The 15428-nt window shown below is 67.3% G+C and carries 16 protein-coding genes; 7 read left to right on the top strand and 9 right to left on the bottom strand.

The features are described from left to right. Positions 1 to 86 precede the first annotated feature (86 nt). Positions 87 to 1076 (top strand): LysR substrate-binding domain-containing protein, encoded by a 990-nt coding sequence (locus tag AC6LJ2_RS13200; RefSeq protein WP_263914104.1) that lies wholly within the window; start codon positions 87 to 89, stop codon positions 1074 to 1076. Here the strand turns inward: AC6LJ2_RS13200 and AC6LJ2_RS13195 are convergent. The 6 genes from AC6LJ2_RS13195 to AC6LJ2_RS13170 all read right to left on the bottom strand — a co-directional run bounded on the left by AC6LJ2_RS13195 (position 1070) and on the right by AC6LJ2_RS13170 (position 6196). Further along, positions 1070 to 2056: a Bug family tripartite tricarboxylate transporter substrate binding protein gene (locus AC6LJ2_RS13195; protein WP_498151528.1), complete on the bottom strand. Its 987-nt coding sequence runs from the start codon at positions 2054 to 2056 to the stop codon at positions 1070 to 1072. The genes AC6LJ2_RS13200 and AC6LJ2_RS13195 overlap by 7 nt on opposite strands. A 46-nt stretch (positions 2057 to 2102) precedes the next feature. After that, positions 2103 to 2687, bottom strand: coding sequence for a malonic semialdehyde reductase (locus tag AC6LJ2_RS13190; protein WP_445656743.1), 585 nt, complete (start codon positions 2685 to 2687; stop codon positions 2103 to 2105). A 26-nt stretch (positions 2688 to 2713) separates the two neighbouring features. Beyond that, entirely contained in the window at positions 2714 to 3613 is a 900-nt protein-coding gene (locus tag AC6LJ2_RS13185; protein WP_498151527.1) for a dihydrodipicolinate synthase family protein, read from the bottom strand. 10 nt (positions 3614 to 3623) lie between these two features. Next, positions 3624 to 4592: an alpha/beta hydrolase gene (locus AC6LJ2_RS13180; RefSeq protein ID WP_498151526.1), complete on the bottom strand. Its 969-nt coding sequence runs from the start codon at positions 4590 to 4592 to the stop codon at positions 3624 to 3626. A 13-nt stretch (positions 4593 to 4605) separates the two neighbouring features. Further along, complete coding sequence (locus AC6LJ2_RS13175) at positions 4606 to 5175, bottom strand: VOC family protein (RefSeq protein ID WP_498151542.1); 570 nt, start codon at positions 5173 to 5175, stop codon at positions 4606 to 4608. A gap of 94 nt (positions 5176 to 5269) precedes the next feature. Further along, on the bottom strand, positions 5270 to 6196 hold the full coding sequence (locus tag AC6LJ2_RS13170) for a fumarylacetoacetate hydrolase family protein (RefSeq protein WP_498151525.1): 927 nt from the start codon (positions 6194 to 6196) through the stop codon (positions 5270 to 5272). 179 nt (positions 6197 to 6375) lie between these two features. Between AC6LJ2_RS13170 and AC6LJ2_RS13165 the strand changes: the two genes are divergently transcribed. Beyond that, the gene (locus AC6LJ2_RS13165) at positions 6376 to 7350 is read left to right on the top strand and encodes an NAD(P)-dependent oxidoreductase (RefSeq protein ID WP_498151524.1); all 975 of its coding nucleotides are present in this window, start codon (positions 6376 to 6378) and stop codon (positions 7348 to 7350) included. Positions 7351 to 7405: 55 nt separating this feature from the next. Here AC6LJ2_RS13165 and AC6LJ2_RS13160 read toward each other — a convergent pair whose 3' ends face one another. Together AC6LJ2_RS13160 and AC6LJ2_RS13155 are read right to left on the bottom strand one after the other, a co-directional pair. Then, complete coding sequence (locus AC6LJ2_RS13160; protein WP_498151523.1) at positions 7406 to 7879, bottom strand: VOC family protein; 474 nt, start codon at positions 7877 to 7879, stop codon at positions 7406 to 7408. A 50-nt stretch (positions 7880 to 7929) separates the two neighbouring features. Continuing rightward, complete coding sequence (locus tag AC6LJ2_RS13155) at positions 7930 to 9009, bottom strand: porin (protein ID WP_498151522.1); 1080 nt, start codon at positions 9007 to 9009, stop codon at positions 7930 to 7932. Positions 9010 to 9421: 412 nt separating this feature from the next. Here AC6LJ2_RS13155 and AC6LJ2_RS13150 point away from each other — a divergent pair, with 412 nt between their 5' ends. Next, positions 9422 to 10090: a GntR family transcriptional regulator gene (locus AC6LJ2_RS13150; protein ID WP_263914095.1), complete on the top strand. Its 669-nt coding sequence runs from the start codon at positions 9422 to 9424 to the stop codon at positions 10088 to 10090. Next, the gene (locus AC6LJ2_RS13145; protein WP_498151521.1) at positions 10080 to 10859 is read left to right on the top strand and encodes a hypothetical protein; all 780 of its coding nucleotides are present in this window, start codon (positions 10080 to 10082) and stop codon (positions 10857 to 10859) included. The genes AC6LJ2_RS13150 and AC6LJ2_RS13145 overlap by 11 nt, the downstream gene beginning before the upstream one ends. A 9-nt stretch (positions 10860 to 10868) precedes the next feature. On the opposite strand, the gene AC6LJ2_RS13140 is transcribed toward AC6LJ2_RS13145, so the two are convergent. Continuing rightward, complete coding sequence (locus AC6LJ2_RS13140; protein WP_445656738.1) at positions 10869 to 11807, bottom strand: LysR family transcriptional regulator; 939 nt, start codon at positions 11805 to 11807, stop codon at positions 10869 to 10871. Between the two features lie 168 nt (positions 11808 to 11975). On the opposite strand from AC6LJ2_RS13140, the gene curA reads away from it, so the two are divergent. The 3 genes from curA to AC6LJ2_RS13125 all read left to right on the top strand — a co-directional run bounded on the left by curA (position 11976) and on the right by AC6LJ2_RS13125 (position 15388). Then, positions 11976 to 13004: an NADPH-dependent curcumin/dihydrocurcumin reductase gene (gene curA, locus AC6LJ2_RS13135; RefSeq protein WP_498151520.1), complete on the top strand. Its 1029-nt coding sequence runs from the start codon at positions 11976 to 11978 to the stop codon at positions 13002 to 13004. Between the two features lie 342 nt (positions 13005 to 13346). Further along, positions 13347 to 14492 (top strand): alpha-hydroxy-acid oxidizing protein, encoded by a 1146-nt coding sequence (locus tag AC6LJ2_RS13130; RefSeq protein WP_263914090.1) that lies wholly within the window; start codon positions 13347 to 13349, stop codon positions 14490 to 14492. Positions 14493 to 14725: 233 nt separating this feature from the next. Next, positions 14726 to 15388 carry a hypothetical protein gene (locus AC6LJ2_RS13125; protein WP_263914088.1) on the top strand — a complete coding sequence of 221 codons (663 nt, stop codon included), beginning with the start codon at positions 14726 to 14728 and terminating at the stop codon, positions 15386 to 15388. The last annotated feature ends 40 nt before the right edge of the window (positions 15389 to 15428 follow it).

The following is a 15428-nucleotide window of genomic DNA, read 5'->3' as shown; positions in this document are numbered from 1 at the left end:
GGGGCGGCGAATGCACCAGAATCGCGGCAGGCAGCATCCGGCCGGGCCGGATGCCTTACCTGGCCTTTGGACAAGAGGAATCCACCATGCATGCAGCGGAAGCGCTTCCCTGGAATGACCTGTCGCTGATCCGCCGTTTGAAGCTGAACCAGCTGATGATCTTCGGTCGGGTGCTCGAAGCCGGCTCCGTGATCGGCGCGGCCCAGGAATTGCGGCTGTCGCAGCCGGCGGTGACCAAGGTCATCCAGGAACTCGAGGCCTGTTTCGACGGCCCCTTGTTCGAACGGTCCAACCGTGGCGTGGCGCCGACCGCGCTGGGCGCGCTGCTGGGCCGCCGGGTCAAGCTGCTGATGGCCGAATTGCGCGGCATGACCGACGAACTGAATGATTTCCGCCTGGGCGCCAGCGGCCACGTCACGGTGGGCACGCTGATCTCGGCATCGGCCCGCCTGCTGCCCAACGCGATCGCGATGTTGAAGGCGCGTGCGCCCGGCGTATTGGTCACCGTGCGCGAAGGCGCCACCGCACACCTGTTTCCGGCGCTGGCCGCGGGCGACGTGGATATCGTCGTCGGCCGCCTGCCCGAACCCGAGCTGCCGCTGGCCAACGCCCATGCGCTCAGCCACCACGCGCTGTTCGACGAGGCCCTGTGCGTGGTGGTCGGCAAGGGCTATGGTCCGGCGGCCGACCGCGTCACCCACCTGGCCGAGCTGATCGGGTCGCCGTGGATCCTGCCCACGCCGGATTCGCCGGCGCGGTTGGCGGCCGAGCACCTGTTTCGCGGGGCCGGCCTGCCGTTGCCCACGGACATCGTCGAATCGTTGTCGATCCTGACCAATATCGGCCTGTTGCTGCACACGCCGCACGTGGCGCTGATGCCGCGCGCCGCGGCCCGGCAATTCTCGGATGCCGGCCTTTTGCGCATTCTCAACCTGCCCGAGACCGGCGCGTTCGGGACCGTGGGCTATTCGCTGCGCCTGAACCGCGAGCCCGGCGCCGCCTGCCAGACGTTCATTGCCTGCCTGCGCGAGGTGGCCGCGCCGCCGGGCGGCGGCGCGGCGGCGATGCGCTACTGAGGCTCGATGCCGGCCGCTTCGATCACCGGCTGCCAAAGCCCCTGTTCCGTCTTGATGCGGGTGGCGAAGGCGTCGCGCAGTTCGCCATAGGGCGTGATGCCGGCTTCTGCCAGCCGCGTGCGAAAGGCGGGGTCGGCGACGATGCGGCGGCCCTCGTCGGCCAGGCGGGCCAGCACCGCTTCGGGCATCCCCGTGGGGCCGACCAGGCCGTTCCAGGTTTCCACGACATGCCCGGGGTAGGTTTCGGCAATGGCCGGCAGGTCGGGCAATTGCGCCAGCCGCCTGGCGCTGGACACCGCCAGCAGCGACAGCTTGCCGGTGGCCGCATGCGGCAGCACTTCTGACACGCTGGCGCTGTACAGGTCGATCTGCCCGGCCAGAACGTCCGCCAGCGCTTGCGCGCCGCCGCGGTACGGCACCATCGTCGCCTGCACGCCGGCACGCGTCAGGAAGAGCAGCGCCGACAGATGCGTCAGCCCGCCGGTGCCGGCGTGGCCCACGTTCAGGGCGCCGGGGTTGGCGCGGCCGTAGTCCACCAGGTCGGCCAGCGTCTTGAAGCCGTGGCGGGCGCTGGCCGCCAGCACGAACGGGTTGCCGCCCACATTGATGATGGGCGCGAAATCGCGGATGGGGTCGTAGCGGATCTTGTTGGTCATGGGCGCCGTGACAATCTGCGTCATGGTCGACATGAACAGGGTCTGGCCGTCCGCCTTGGCCCGCGCCACGTATTCCGCCGCGATCAGGCCACCCGCGCCACCGCGGTTGTCCACGATGAAGGGCTTGCCGATGCGCTGGCCCAGCTTCTCGGCCATCATGCGCGCGATCAGGTCGGTATTGCCGCCGGGCGAGAACGGCACCACGATGGTGACGGGCCGGTTGGGCCAGGTGTCTTCGGCCCGCGCCACGAACGGCGCGCCGGCCAGCAGGGTCATCGCGCCCAGGCTGAAGCGCCGCCTGGCCGGATTGTTGGGGGTTGTCATGATGTCTCCTCGTTTTCCAGGTATGCGCCCGGCGTTGCCGGGTCGGTCATGCAATCCGGCAGGCCTGGGCGAAGTCCAGCCGCGGCAAGCGTGCAAAGAGCTTGTCGGGATCGCCCTTGCCCAGGTTGCACAGGAAATTCACGCGCCAGGTGCTGTCGGCAAAGAACGCCTGGTTCACGGCGTGGGCGTCGAAGCCGGACAGCGGCCCGCAGTCCAGGCCCAGGGCGCGCGCGGCCAGGATCAGGTAGCCGCCTTGCAGCGAACTGTTGCGCAGCGCGGTTTCCTCGGCCAGCGCCGCATCCGCCGCATAGGCGTCGTACTGCGATGGCCGATGCGGAAACAGCGTTTCGCCCCACTGGTGAAAGGCGCTGTCGTACGCAACGATGGCCGTGACGGACGCGCCCAGCACCTTGGCCACGTTGGCGGGCGCCAGCGCCGGCACCAACCGGGCCTTGGCCTCGGCAGTCTTGACGAACACCAGCCGCATGGGACTGGTGTTGGCGCTGGTGGGGCCGTGGCGCACCAGTTCGTACAGGGCGCGAAGCTCGGCGTCGGCGATGTCGCGGGGCAGCCAGCCGTTGTGGCTGCGCGCCTGGCGGAACAACTGATCCAGCGTGCGGGATTCGTTCATGCGCGGTCTCCTTCAGACGCCGGCCGTCATGCCTGCAGCGCCGGCAACGCTGCGCGCATGCGGGCTTCGACCTGTGCGGCGGTGTCGGCATCCAGCGGCACCAGCGGCGCACGCACGTGGCGCCAGCCGTCGTCGCCCGTCGACAGCGACAGGGTGTGCTTGACGGCCGCCACCATCGGGAACTGCTCGGCGGTCTTGCGTACCGCCGTGATGCGGTCGCCCAGGCGCGCGGCTTGCTCGGGTGAGCCGTAGGCCAGCGCAATGTCGCGTGCATTGATGTTGTTGGTGGCCGAAATGCAGCCTGCCGCGCCCCGTTCCAGGCTGCGCAGCATCAGCACTTCGGATGCCGGGAAAATCGACAGCTGCGGAAAGCGCGCCAGCATGGCGGTCAGGTTGTCCCAGTCGCCCGAGCTGTCTTTCACGCCGACGATGTGCTGCGGGTACGCGGCCGCCAGCCGCTCGATCAGCGGCAGGGTGATGGCAACGCCCGAGACGGCGGGGATGTGATACAGCACGATGCGCAGGGCGGGGTTGTCCACCCGCTCGATCAATTGCCGGTAATAGGCAAACACGCCGTCTTCCTGCACGTTCTTGAAGAAGTAGGGTGGCAGCACCAGCGTGCCGGCGCAGCCCCGTTCCAGGGCATGGCGCGTCAGGACGACGGCGTCGTCGACCGCGCAGCAGCCCGTGCCGACCAGGATGCGGTCGGGGGCGATGCCTGCGTCGATCACGGCGTCGACCAGCGACATGCGCTCGTCGAACGTTTCCGAGCAGGCCTCGCTGTTGGTGCCGGAAATCGCCAGGCCGGCGCCATCGGCGACCAGTTGCTTGCAGTGCGCGACGAACGCGGGCAGGTTCAGCGAAGCGTCCGCGCGAAACGGACTGACCACGGGCGCGAACACGCCGCGCAGCGAAGGATGTGACATGGAAGGTTCCTCAGGATGAGCGGCCCGGCGCCGGGGCAGCGGGGGCGGTGATGGGCAAGGGGCCGGCATGGGTGGCGACGAAATCCAGCAGCGTGGCGGCAAAGGCGCCGTCGGCGCTGCCCAGGTGCGCCACCACGGATGTGTGGTTGTGTCCGGGCACCTGGACGATGCGAGGCATCCGCCCGGTGGCGGCGACGCGCGCCGCGTATTGCAGCGCGTAGCGATCCAGGTACGGGTTTTCGTATTCGGCGATCGCGATCAGCAGTGGCACGGCCATGGCCTCGGCATGTGCCATGGGGGCATGGCGCCGCTGCAACGCGGGGTCCGGGCCGTAGTAGGCCACCACGCCGGCGGCGTTGGGGTTGCCGGGCAGGGTGTCGGCCTCCAGGCGGGCGCTGATCAGCGCGGCGCCGGCCACGCCATCCGCCTGGCCACGGTAGCGCGGGTCGGTCAGGAAGGTGGCGACGTGGCTGCCGCCGGCCGAGTGGCCGATCAGTACGATGCGCCGCGGGTCGCCGCCCCAGGCGGCGGCATGCTTGCGCAACCAGTCCACCACCGCCGCCACGTCGTCGGCGCCGGCCGGGTAGGGCGCTTGCGGCGCCAGGCGGTATTCGACGTTGACGCCGACGCAGCCGGCGCGTGCGAACAGCCTGGGCACGTTGGCATAGATGTGCGGCGTGGCGTCCTTGCTGCCGCGCAGGAACGCGCCGCCATGCACGAAGGCCACGATAGGCCGCGCGGCGCCATCGGCTGCGGCCGGCAGGTACAGGTCAAGCTGCTGGCGCGGATCGTCGCCATAGGCCTGCGCGGGCAACGTGCGCAGGCCGTCCGCGGGCAGGCCGTCATGGACGGCGTCGTAGATCTCGCAGACCTGGCGCCGGTTGCCCTGGATGTCGTTGGCCCACGTCGGGCCCAGGGCCAGCATGGCGGCACGCTGCGCGTCGTCCAGCCCGGGAAACGGCGGGAAGGGGAATGTCATCGCGCGCCTCGGCTCATTCGGGCTTGTCTTGCTTGCCTGGCGCGGGCCGGCCTTCCTTGGCCGCCAGAATCGCCGGCGACGGCTGCACCACGAAATGCGCCAGGCGATGGCGGTCGAACGATTCCAGGTCGCGCGCCCAGGTCTGGGGCTCGTGTTCGGCGCTGGTCGGTATCTGCTCCATGTCGGTGTAGATCTCGACGTTGTTGCCGTCCGGGTCCTTGAACACCAGGAACCAGTTGCTGCCCGGGCCATGCTGCCCGATGCCGCGCTCGATCTCTACGCCCAGCGCGCGCGCCACGTCCACCGCGCGCTTCATTTCGTCCAGCGATTCCACGTAGTACGAGAAATGCTCCAGCCCGGGTCGGGTGTAGCGCGGCAGGTCGTCGCGGTCGGGGGCGTCGGCCGGCAGGCGCGACAGGGCCAGGTCATGGTGGTCTTGCCCGGCGCGCAGGAAGACCATCTGGTCGGCGATGCGGTCCGATATCTTCAGGCCCATCACCTCGGTGTAGAAGCGCGTCGAGGCTTCCAGGTCACGCACCATCAGCACCAGGTGCCCGAGCTTGCGGGTCCGGATGGGTGCGATGGCCTTTGTGTCTGCGGCATTCACGGTTGTCTCCTCGCGGGGCTCTTGGCCCCGTCGTTATCAGGTTGCGTAGCAGGTCAGGGCCTGTTAACGCCTAGCGGCTTTCCAGGGCCACCGGGTTCTCGATGGTGCCGATGCCTTCCACCCAGGCCGTCATCGTATCGCCCGGCTTGAGATACACGCCGCGGCCCATGCCCACGCCGTCCGGGGTGCCGGTGGCGATCAGGTCGCCGGGTTGCAGCGTCAGGATGCGCGACAGGTAGGCGATCTGCTCGGCCACCGAAAAGATCATCTGCGAGGTATTGCCGTCCTGCATGGATTCGCCGTTGACGCTCAGCGTCATGCGCAGGTTCTGCGGATCGGCGATGCAGCCGGCCGGCACCAGCCAGGGCCCCATCGGCCCGAACGTGTCGAAGCTCTTGCCGCGAAACCAGTCGTGCTTGAAGGGGTAGTCGGTACGGCGGTTGAGGTCGCGGGCGCTGATGTCGTTGAAGACCGTGTAGGCGGCAATGACCGACAGCGCGTCTTCCACCGACACATGGCGGCAAGTCTTGCCGATGACCACGCCCAGTTCCACTTCCCAGTCCAGTTTCTCGGTTTCCGGGGGCATCAGCACCGTGGCCTGGGTGGGAATGACGCTGCTCTGCGCCTTCATGAAGACGTAGGGCTGGCTTTCGGCGCGGGCGGCGAGCTGTGTGCCCATTTCATCGGCGTGTTCGTAGAAATTCGAGGCCACCCCGAAGATGCGCCGCGGCTGGTAGGGAATGGCGTAGGCCGCGCCGTCGATGGCGGCCACGCGGCCTTCGGCGGCCAGGCCACGAGCCTGCTCGGCCAGCGACGCCAGGCGCGGGGCGGCGGCATCCCAGTCGTCCAGCAGGCCGTCCACGGCGGGCAGGTCGCCGCTCTGCCCGGCCTGGCTGGCACGGGCCAGTTGCGCCAGGTCATAGAGCGTGTTGTCGACCACCAGGCCGGGCTGTTGGACGCCGTTCAGTTCATAGGTTGCTAGGCCGTGCCAGATCACGGGGATCTCCTTGTTGTGATGATGAGGTGAAGCGGCGGCCTGCGTGTTCTCACTGCCGCCTTTGTGAATACTTTAAAGCTTACGTGTATACACGTCAAAGGGTTTGTGATACTTTTTGCCCCCTCATCGTTTCACCCCCTTTTCACCCCGTATCACCCCCTGAGGAGGCAAGCGCCGTCATGAACGGAACCCCGAAAGACCCGAACACCAACGCGGGGCACGCCGGCCCGCTGCACGTGCTGACCCGGCTGCCGCTGGACGCGGACTGGCTGGCCGCCGTGGCCCCGCGCTACCACGTGACCCCTTGGGCGCAGGCCGACGCCGACGTTCGCGCCCGTGCGCGGGCGGTGGTCACCAATGGCTCGACCGGGCTCAGCGCCGACGAACTGGCCACGCTGCCCGCGCTGCAGCTGGTGGCAAGCTTTGGCGCCGGCTACGAGAAAATCGACCTGCATGCCGCGCAGGCGCGGCAGGTCCGCGTCTGCCATGCGCCCGACGCCAACGGCCAGGTCGTGGCCGACCACGCGCTGACCCTCATGCTGGCGCTGGTGCGCGGCATCCCGGCGCTGGACCGCGGCGTCAAGGCTGGCGGCTGGGAAGCCCTGCGCGCCGCGCGGCCCGGCCTGCGCGGCAAGACGCTGGGCATCGTCGGCCTGGGCAATATCGGCCACCGGCTTGCCAGGCTGGGCACGGCGGTGGGCATGCAGGTGGCCTACCTGTGGCATGAAGGCACGCAGGGCGGCGAGGGCTACGCGCCGCATGGCGACGCGGTGTCGCTGGCTGCCGCGTCCGACGTGCTGGCCCTGACCTGCCCGGGCGGCCCGCAGACGCATCACCTGGTGAATGCCAGTGTGTTGCAGGCGTTGGGTCCGGCCGGCTTTCTGGTCAATGTGTCGCGCGGCACGGTCGTGGATACCGACGCGCTGATCGACGCGCTGGCGCGCGGCGTCATCGCCGGGGCCGCGCTGGACGTGCTGGAAACAGAGCCTGTCGTGCCGCAAGCCTTGCGCACGATGGACCAGGTCATCCTGACGCCGCACCTGGCGGGCCGCTCGCCGGAAACGCGTATGGCGCAGCACGCGGCGCTGGCCAACAACCTGGACGGCTGGTTCGAGCGGGGCGCGCCCGCCCATCCCGTTCGCTTGCCCGCCTGATTGCAGGCAGGCAAGCAGCGATGCCCCGGCGGGGCATCGCTGCGCAAGCGTGGCCTCAGAGGCCGTCGCGATCGGCTTTCAGGTCGGGGTTGCGCAGGGCCGGGCCCGCGTCGCCGTCGCCGCCCGCGCGGGACGCGCCGCCCCAGCCGTGGTCGGTCAGGTCGATGATGATGCCGTTGGGGTCGCGGTACTTCACTTCATAGAAGATGTTGCCCTTCACCGGCACCTCGCCCATGTAGTAGTGGCCGCCCGCGGCCTCGACCGTCTGGCGGGCTTGGGCGATGTCTTCGACCCACACGCCGATATGGTGCAGGCCGACGAAATCCTTGCCGCGGTCTTCGCCCGCCGCGTGGTCGCTCTTGTAGTTCAGCAGCGCGATGCTGATGGTGCCGTCGGTAAGGTACACGCCGCGCGCCAGCGACGAATCCGTTTCGCCGACTTTGCGAAAACCGAATGCTTTCTGGTAGAACTCGGCGGCGGCCCAGGGGTCGGGTACGGACAGGGCGATGTGACGCAGTTTGTTGCTCATGGAGATGCTCCTGGTTGGAACCGGGTGGATGAAAACGGTGGCGGGCGGCATCAGAACTTGTGCGTGATGCCCACCCCGAAAGCGGTCGCGGCGTCGCCCGCCGTCAGTTGCGGCAGCGGATTGCCGGACAGGTTGTAGCGAGCGGTCTCGCCGTTCACCAGCCGCGTGAACGACGTCCAGACCTCGGTGCGCTTGGACAGCGTGTAGCCGTAGCCCAGCGAGATCTGCCAGGCGCCGGACCCCGAGCCCGGCACGCCGATGCCGCCCACCGCCTTGGTGGTGTCCCCGTGCGCGTCGGCGCCGTAGGTGTAGGACGCGCGCAATTGATGCGGCCCGAAGCTGTGGGTGGCGGCGACTTGCCAGGCGTCGCGGTACACCGATTGCCCTGGCGCGGGCTGGTAGCGCAAGCGCTCATAGGCGCCGCGCAGTTTGGTGCCGCCAAAGGTGTAGGTCACGGCCAGGCGGTCGGCATGGTCGGCCGAACCGTCGTAGAAGTAGTCGCGGTGGTACTCGTGGCCCCAGGCCACGAACCAGTCGCCGCTGGCGTAGCTGGCCAGCCCCGACCACGCCATGGGATTGCCCGTGGGCATGCGTTCGGGCAGCGTCACGCCCATCTTCAGGCTGAAGCCGCGCCAGTTCGGCGTGGCGTATTGGAAGAGGTTTTTCTGGCGCCGGTCGAACGAGTGCGGCGCCACGCCATTGCCGGCCGTGGTGAAGCCGTTGCCCATGATCGAGTTCGACGCGAACACGCCGGCCGTGAACGGGTCCACCGTATAGACCGAGGCAAAACGCAGCGGCATTTCCCATTGCCCCATCAGGAACTCGCCCCACGGGCCGCGCAGCCCCAGCCCGGAATTGCGGTCGGAGATTTCCGACGTGCCGGTGCCGGTCATGCGCAGATTGGTCTCGATCTGGAAGAACGCTTCAAGATCGCCGCTGATTCTTTCCTGGCCGCGAAAGCCCAGCACCGACAGGTCGTTCACCAGCCGGGTCAGGGATTCAGAGCGGCCATTGCCCGACAGCCTGACGGTTTCCACGTCTTCCTTGATGAAGCCGTAGATCTGCACGCTGCTGCCGGGCTGGGCCAGCGCGGGGCTTGCGGCGCTGGCCGCCAGCACGGCGGCGGCCACCCCCCTTCGGTGGGGCCGGCGCGCGGTGCGCGAACCCGATCTTGTGACGCCCCTGAAAACGGCTGAAATCGATGCCATGTGGTTGGTCTCCCCTTGTCCTATTTAAGGTACATAATTTTCGCAAAGTGTACATTGTTATTGATGTGTATACACAAAGGATTTTTGGGATTTACAGGTCCAATGCAGGGGAAGCGGGCCTGGGATGAGGGAAATCCCTGGATAGAAGAGGCGAAATCGGCCGGCACGGGCGCGGTTGTTCACGGCGAACACGGAGTCGTGTTCATCTAGTGTGTACAAAAATAGGGATGTGCACGCAGATGGCGAGAATGAAATATCTTTGGCCGGAAATCCGGCCAAAAAATGGGGGCGTGTATAATTTTTGCCACTCCCGACACTGATTCGAAGGACATTAGTGCCAACCATCGCCGCCCAAATCAGCCAACAGCTCGCCGAAGACATCATCTCCGGCCTCCTGCCTCCTGGTGAGAAGCTTGAAGAGCCCGCCTTGGCGCAACGATTCCAGGTGTCGCGCACGCCCGTCCGCGAAGCACTGCGGTTGCTGGACGCGCGTGGCCTGATCGAACTGGTGCCGCGCCGCGGAGGCGTCGTCATCAACACCAGCCCCGACCAGCTGGCCGACATGCTCGAAGCCCTGTGCGAACTGGAATCGCTCTGTTGCCGCATCGCCACGCAACGCATGAGCGCCATGCAGCGCCGTCAGCTGGAACTGCTGCACGAAGAAGCCGAAGCCGTGGCTGACAAGCGCGATACCGAGGCCTATCTGGAACTGAACTCGCGCTTTCACCAACTGATCTGCCAGGGCACGCAGAACGCCACGCTGGTGGCCGCCGTCGAAAGCCTGCGCGAACGGCTGGCGCCGTTCCGGGCCGCGCAATCCGGCGTCGAACGTCGTTTCGAGGTCTCGCATCGAGAGCACCAGAAGATCGTCGAAGCCATTCTGGCGGGCCAGCCGGAACAAGCCTACCTGGCCATGCGCAGCCACACCACGCGCCTGACGCTCAACGTCATGGAACTGATCCAGGCCCAGCGCGCGGGCAAGGCGGCGTCGCTTGCCGGCTGAACGCGACGGCTTCTGGTTCGATGCGCCGGATGCCTCCCTTGCCCTGAAGCGATCCGGCAACCACGTCAGCCTGGCGCAGGCCGTGCCTCCCTGGATCGTGGTCGACCAGTCCGTGGCCAGCATCACGATCGGCAGCCGTTGGCCCGGTCGTTTGTGGCGCGTGCGGGTCACGCAGTTGGGGGATATGTCGGGTCTGGTGGCGCAGCCTGGCTACTGGCGCGCCGCCGCGATCGAACTGCTCGAAGAACTGCCGTTATCGGCCCTGTTCGGCCCGCGAGGCGAGGCGGTAGTCGACCTGCTTGAACAAATACGCGGCTTGTCGCGCCCGCAGGCCGAGCAGCTTGCGGCCGGCGTGCCGCCGCAAGCGTGGCGGGCCTGGGGCCGCGCCTGGATGCGCTGGTCCGCTGACGATGGCGCCGCACCCGAAACCGATAGCGCCCTGCAAGCCTGGGACGGCGTGCTCTCGGCCACGCGCCGCGTCGACAAGCAACGTTCGCCCATCCACGCCGGCTTTCTGCTGATACACACGCTGGTGCGCGAACGCGCCCAGGCGCTGGACGGCGACGCCGCTTTCGAGCTGGTCGAAGACGACGGTGAAATCGAACCATGGCTGGCGCCGATGTGGCGCAATGTCAGCGATGCCTGCCTGTACGCCGCCATGGCGCTGGGCGGCGCGCAGTGGGTCGCGGATGGACAGGCCGCGGTGTTGACGCAGGCTTGGCGCGGTGTGTTCGGCGAGTCCGTGGATGCGCCGGCCACGGCCGGATAGGCCGTCGAGCTAGCCGGCCAGCCCCACGACGGGCAGGGCCTCTGGCAAGTGCGAAGTCCCCGCGCCGGTCGGCCGTGATGGCTGCGGCGCGCCCCAATTCCGCAGGCTTTCCCGCAGCAACGACACCGCGGCGCGGCCGCTGTCGTTCAGCCGCTTCGATGCATACATGCCGAACTGCGCACGCAGGCCGGATGCGGAGTCGGGCCCGAGCGAGATGATGCGCATGGTGTCGGGCCGCACGCATTCGCTGGACAGCAGGGCAACGCCCAGGCCGTTTTCCACCGCGGCAATCGTGGCGCCCACATTGTGGCTCGTCAGCGTGACCCGAAAATCCCGACCCGCGGCGGTCAGCGCATCAAACGCCAGGCGGCGCCACGAGCACGGTTCGGCATACACGATCACATCCAGCGGCGCGTCCGGGTCGGGCGCTTCGTCGATGGCGCAGACCCAGTGCAGGTCCACCGCCCAGGTCTGCACAGGTTCATCCACGAACGCCGCGCACACGCCCACCGCCACATCCAGCGTGCCTTCCTGCCAGCGCGCCGCCAGCCTTTCACCGTCGTCCACCACGACCTCAAGGTGCAACTGCGGGCAGGCGCGCCGCAGGCGGCCCAACGCGGCGGGCAGGGCGGCCACGGCCACGTCTTCCGACAGCCCGATGCGCACGCTGCCCGCCACCGCGCGTTCGCGCAACCGGGCTGCTGCGGCTTCGCCCAGCGCCAGGATGCGGTTGGCGTAGCTCAGCAGCAGTTCGCCTTCGGTGGTGGGCGCCATGCCGCGGCCGGTTCGGTGCAAGAGGCGCTTGCCCACCTGTTCTTCCAGTCGCCGGATCTGCGTGCTGAGCGCCGATTGCGCGCGCCCGGCCTGGTCCGCGGCGCGGCTCAGGCTGCCATGGCGGCAAACCGCCACGAAGGTACGCAGCAGGGCGGGGTCGAAGTCACCGGACACAAGGGGGCCTGATATGGAGGGGCCTGACATGAGGGAGCCTGACATTATCAATCTGTTAAGTCTGGATTATGAGGATTCAGTCTACCTGTATCTCTGCGGCGCTCCTAGTATCCCCGTATCGCGAAACCGCTTTCCCTTCGCGTCCCCTTGAACTACGGAGAACCTTTCATGTCCACCCCTCAGAATCTGCGTGTCGTCCTGGCCTCCCGCCCTGTCGGCCGGCCGCGTCCCAGCGATTTTCGCTTCGAGCAAGCCTCCATCCCCGAGCCGGCCGACGGCCAGGTGCTGCTGCGGGTCCAGTACCTGTCGCTGGACCCCTACATGCGCTGGCGTATCAGCGCGGCCAAATCCTACGCGCCGCCCATCGAGATCGGCGACGTGATCGTGGGCGGCACCGTGGCTCGCGTGGAAGTGTCCCGGCACCCCGATTGGGCAGAGGGCGACGTGGTGCTGTCGGCGGCGGGTTGGCAGCAGTACGCGCTGTCCGACGGCAGCGATTTGCGCCGGCTGGATCCGACCCTTGCTGCGCCGTCCACCGCGCTGGGGGTGCTGGGCATGCCGGGCTTCACCGCCTACGCCGGCCTGCGCAACATCGGCCAACCCAAGCCCGGCGAAACCGTGGTGGTCGCGGCCGCCAGCGGCGCGGTCGGCTCGGTGGTGGGCCAGATCGCCCGCATCCAGGGCGCGCGCGTCGTGGGCATTGCCGGCGGCCCCGAGAAGTGCGCCTTCGTCAAAGACGAACTGGGCTTTGACGCGGTCGTCGACCACCATGCGCCGGACTTCGCGCAGCGGCTGGCCGAGGCGTGCCCCGACGGCATCGACGTCTACTTCGAGAACGTCAGCGGCCCTGTGTGGGACGCAGTGCTGCCGCTCTTGAACACCTTTGCGCGCGTGCCGGTGTGCGGCCTGATCGCCAACTACAACGACGACCCGGCGGCCGCCAGCGGCCCCGACCGCCTGCCCACCACGATGCGCGAGATCCTGGCCAAGAGCATCACGCTGCGCGGATTCATCCAGCACGAATTCGTCGACGCGCAGCAGGACGACTTCCTGCGCGAGGCGGCGCAATGGATCAAGACAGGCCAGCTGCGTTGGCGCGAAGACATCGTGGACGGCCTGGAACAGGCGCCACAAGCGTTCATCGGCCTGCTCGACGGCAAGAACTTCGGCAAGCTGGTCGTGCGGCTGGATCGATAGCCGTCACGGGACCCGGGCGCCGTCATTGCGCGTTGCACAGGGCCGCCAGCCCCTGGCCGCAACGCGCAATGACGGCGCCGGGTATCGAAAATTTCGCCATGCCCCCGGCGGAAATTTCCGGGCGCATGGGCCCGGTCGGCCTGATCTTTGGCGATATCATGGCGGCGCCGTCGCGGCCTTGAGATGTGGCTTTGAGATGTGGCCTTGATATGGCTTTGAAGCGGCTTTGAAGTGGTCTTGAGGCTGCCCTGTAGCGGCCCTGTTGCCGCCTTGCAGCGGCGTTGAATCCGCTCTCAAGCTGCGCTGCGACGCGCCCCTGCAGCGTTGACCAAGGACCCCGCAATGCGTCTGACTCAGTGCCAGAATTTCCACGACTTTCGCCGCATGGCGCGCCAGCGGCTGCCCGGCCCGATCTTCAACTACATCGACGGCGCCGCCGACGATGAAACCACCTACCGCCGAAACACCGACGCCTTCGAGGCCTGCGACCTGGTGCCCGACGTGCTGCGCGGCGTGGCCCAGGTGGACATGTCCGTCACGGTGATGGGCCAGAAGCTGGCGCTGCCGGTGTATTGCTCGCCCACGGCCCTGCAGCGCCTGTTCCATCACGACGGCGAACGCGCCGTGGCTGCGGCCGCTGGCAAGTTCGGCACGATGTTCGGCGTGTCGTCGCTGGGCACCGTCAGCCTGGAAGAAGCCCGCCAGATCAGCGGCGGCCCCCAGGTCTACCAGTTCTACTTCCACAAAGACCGCGGCCTGAACCGCGAGATGATGGCGCGCGCCAAGACCGCCGGCGTGCAGGTCATGATGCTGACCGTGGACAGCATCACCGGCGGCAACCGCGAACGCGACAAACGCACCGGCTTTGCCATTCCGTTTCGCCTGAACCTGGCCGGCATCGCCCAGTTTGCCGCCAAGCCGGCGTGGGCCATCAACTACGTCACCCACGAACGCTTCCGGCTGCCGCAGCTGGACACCCACGTCGACATGGGCGGCGGCGCCATGTCCATCAGCCGCTACTTCACCGACATGCTCGACCCCGCCATGAACTGGGACGACGTCGCCGCGATGGTGGCCGAGTGGGGCGGCCAGTTCTGCCTGAAAGGCATCATGTCCGTCGAAGACGCCAGGCGCGCCGTCGACATCGGCTGCACCGGCATCGTGCTGTCCAACCACGGCGGGCGGCAGCTGGACGGCTCGCGCAGCGCCTTTGACCAATTGGCCGAAATCGTCGACGCCGTCGGCGACCGCATCGACGTCATGATGGACGGCGGCGTGCAACGCGGCACGCACGTGCTCAAGGCCCTGGCGCTGGGCGCCAAGGCCGTGGGCCTGGGCCGCTATTACCTGTTCCCCCTGGCCGCCGCCGGCAGGCCCGGCGTGGAACGGGCGCTGGACCTCATGCGCATCGAAATCGAACGCGCCATGAAGCTGATGGGCTGCCAGACCGTGGCCGACCTGCAGCGGCGGCATCTGCGGTTTCGGTGAATCGCAAGGGCACGAATCTCCCTGATCCAGGCAATACGTCGGGCCACAAATTACCTGTCATTCGCCGGGGTAAATTGTGGTCCGATTTTCTAACTAACGGTAATATTCAGCCGCTTCGGCCCACCCAGGGCCAATCACACTGCAGCCGCCTTGATGGCCGGAGCAGGGAAGGCCTGCGCGCATTCCCTACGTCAGAAATTTTCTATCCAACAAGCTTAAGAAGAGAGATTTCGATGTTCCGGTTCAGTATCGCTGTTGCCCTGGCATTGACGCTGGGCGCTTGCACCACAGTCAAACACACACCCATTACGCAAGATTCGCTGAACAAGCTGGAAGGCAAATCGGTGGCTTCGGCACGATATGGGCAGCCCGATTTCACCGCTTTCACCGCAGGCAAGGCCGCTTTCGCGGTACTTGGTGCCGCCGCCATGATTTCGGAAGGCAACGCTATCGTGAAAGAGAACGGGATTGAAGATCCCGCCCTTGCCATCTCGGTAGCGCTGCAAAACCAACTGGCTGCGGCCAAGCGCACGACATCCGTCGCGTCGACGGATGTCGCCAAGAAAGACGACGTCGCCACGGTCGTCGCGGCCAATCCGGGTAGCGACTACATCCTGGATGTGAAGACGCTGGGCTGGATGATCAACTACTACCCGACTGATTGGGCACACTATCGCGTCACCTATAACGTCCGGCTTCGATTGATTGATGCGTCGACCAAAGCGGTGGTGGCGCAGTCCGCATGCGCCACCGTGCAGGGCGATGACAAGAATCCGCCCACCAAGGACCAATTGCTGGATAACAAGGCGGCCTTGTTGAAGGATTACTTGGGGAAAGCAGCCGTGGCGTGCTCGGACCTGATGGCCCGGGATGTGCTGAAGCTTTCCAGCCGTTAGCCCGAATTCACGGAATGAGCGGCGTCCTTCTGCGGCGCCG

This window comes from Achromobacter sp. 1014246743, from assembly GCF_059760725.1.
The sequence above is the reverse complement of the archived record's forward strand: the minus strand, read 5'-3'. Positions and strand labels throughout refer to the sequence as shown.

What these genes read in the sequence shown, in the direction of transcription:
- AC6LJ2_RS13180 (WP_498151526.1), bottom strand. Translation starts at nt 4,592, where the DNA reads ATGACATTCCCCTTCCCGCCGTTTCCCGGGCTGGACGACGCGCAGCGT.
- AC6LJ2_RS13165 (WP_498151524.1), top strand. Translation starts at nt 6,376, where the DNA reads ATGAACGGAACCCCGAAAGACCCGAACACCAACGCGGGGCACGCCGGC.
- AC6LJ2_RS13185 (WP_498151527.1), bottom strand. Translation starts at nt 3,613, where the DNA reads ATGTCACATCCTTCGCTGCGCGGCGTGTTCGCGCCCGTGGTCAGTCCG.
- AC6LJ2_RS13125 (WP_263914088.1), top strand. Translation starts at nt 14,726, where the DNA reads ATGTTCCGGTTCAGTATCGCTGTTGCCCTGGCATTGACGCTGGGCGCT.
- AC6LJ2_RS13160 (WP_498151523.1), bottom strand. Translation starts at nt 7,879, where the DNA reads ATGAGCAACAAACTGCGTCACATCGCCCTGTCCGTACCCGACCCCTGG.
- AC6LJ2_RS13195 (WP_498151528.1), bottom strand. Translation starts at nt 2,056, where the DNA reads ATGACAACCCCCAACAATCCGGCCAGGCGGCGCTTCAGCCTGGGCGCG.
- curA (WP_498151520.1), top strand. Translation starts at nt 11,976, where the DNA reads ATGTCCACCCCTCAGAATCTGCGTGTCGTCCTGGCCTCCCGCCCTGTC.
- AC6LJ2_RS13190 (WP_445656743.1), bottom strand. Translation starts at nt 2,687, where the DNA reads ATGAACGAATCCCGCACGCTGGATCAGTTGTTCCGCCAGGCGCGCAGC.
- AC6LJ2_RS13200 (WP_263914104.1), top strand. Translation starts at nt 87, where the DNA reads ATGCATGCAGCGGAAGCGCTTCCCTGGAATGACCTGTCGCTGATCCGC.
- AC6LJ2_RS13130 (WP_263914090.1), top strand. Translation starts at nt 13,347, where the DNA reads ATGCGTCTGACTCAGTGCCAGAATTTCCACGACTTTCGCCGCATGGCG.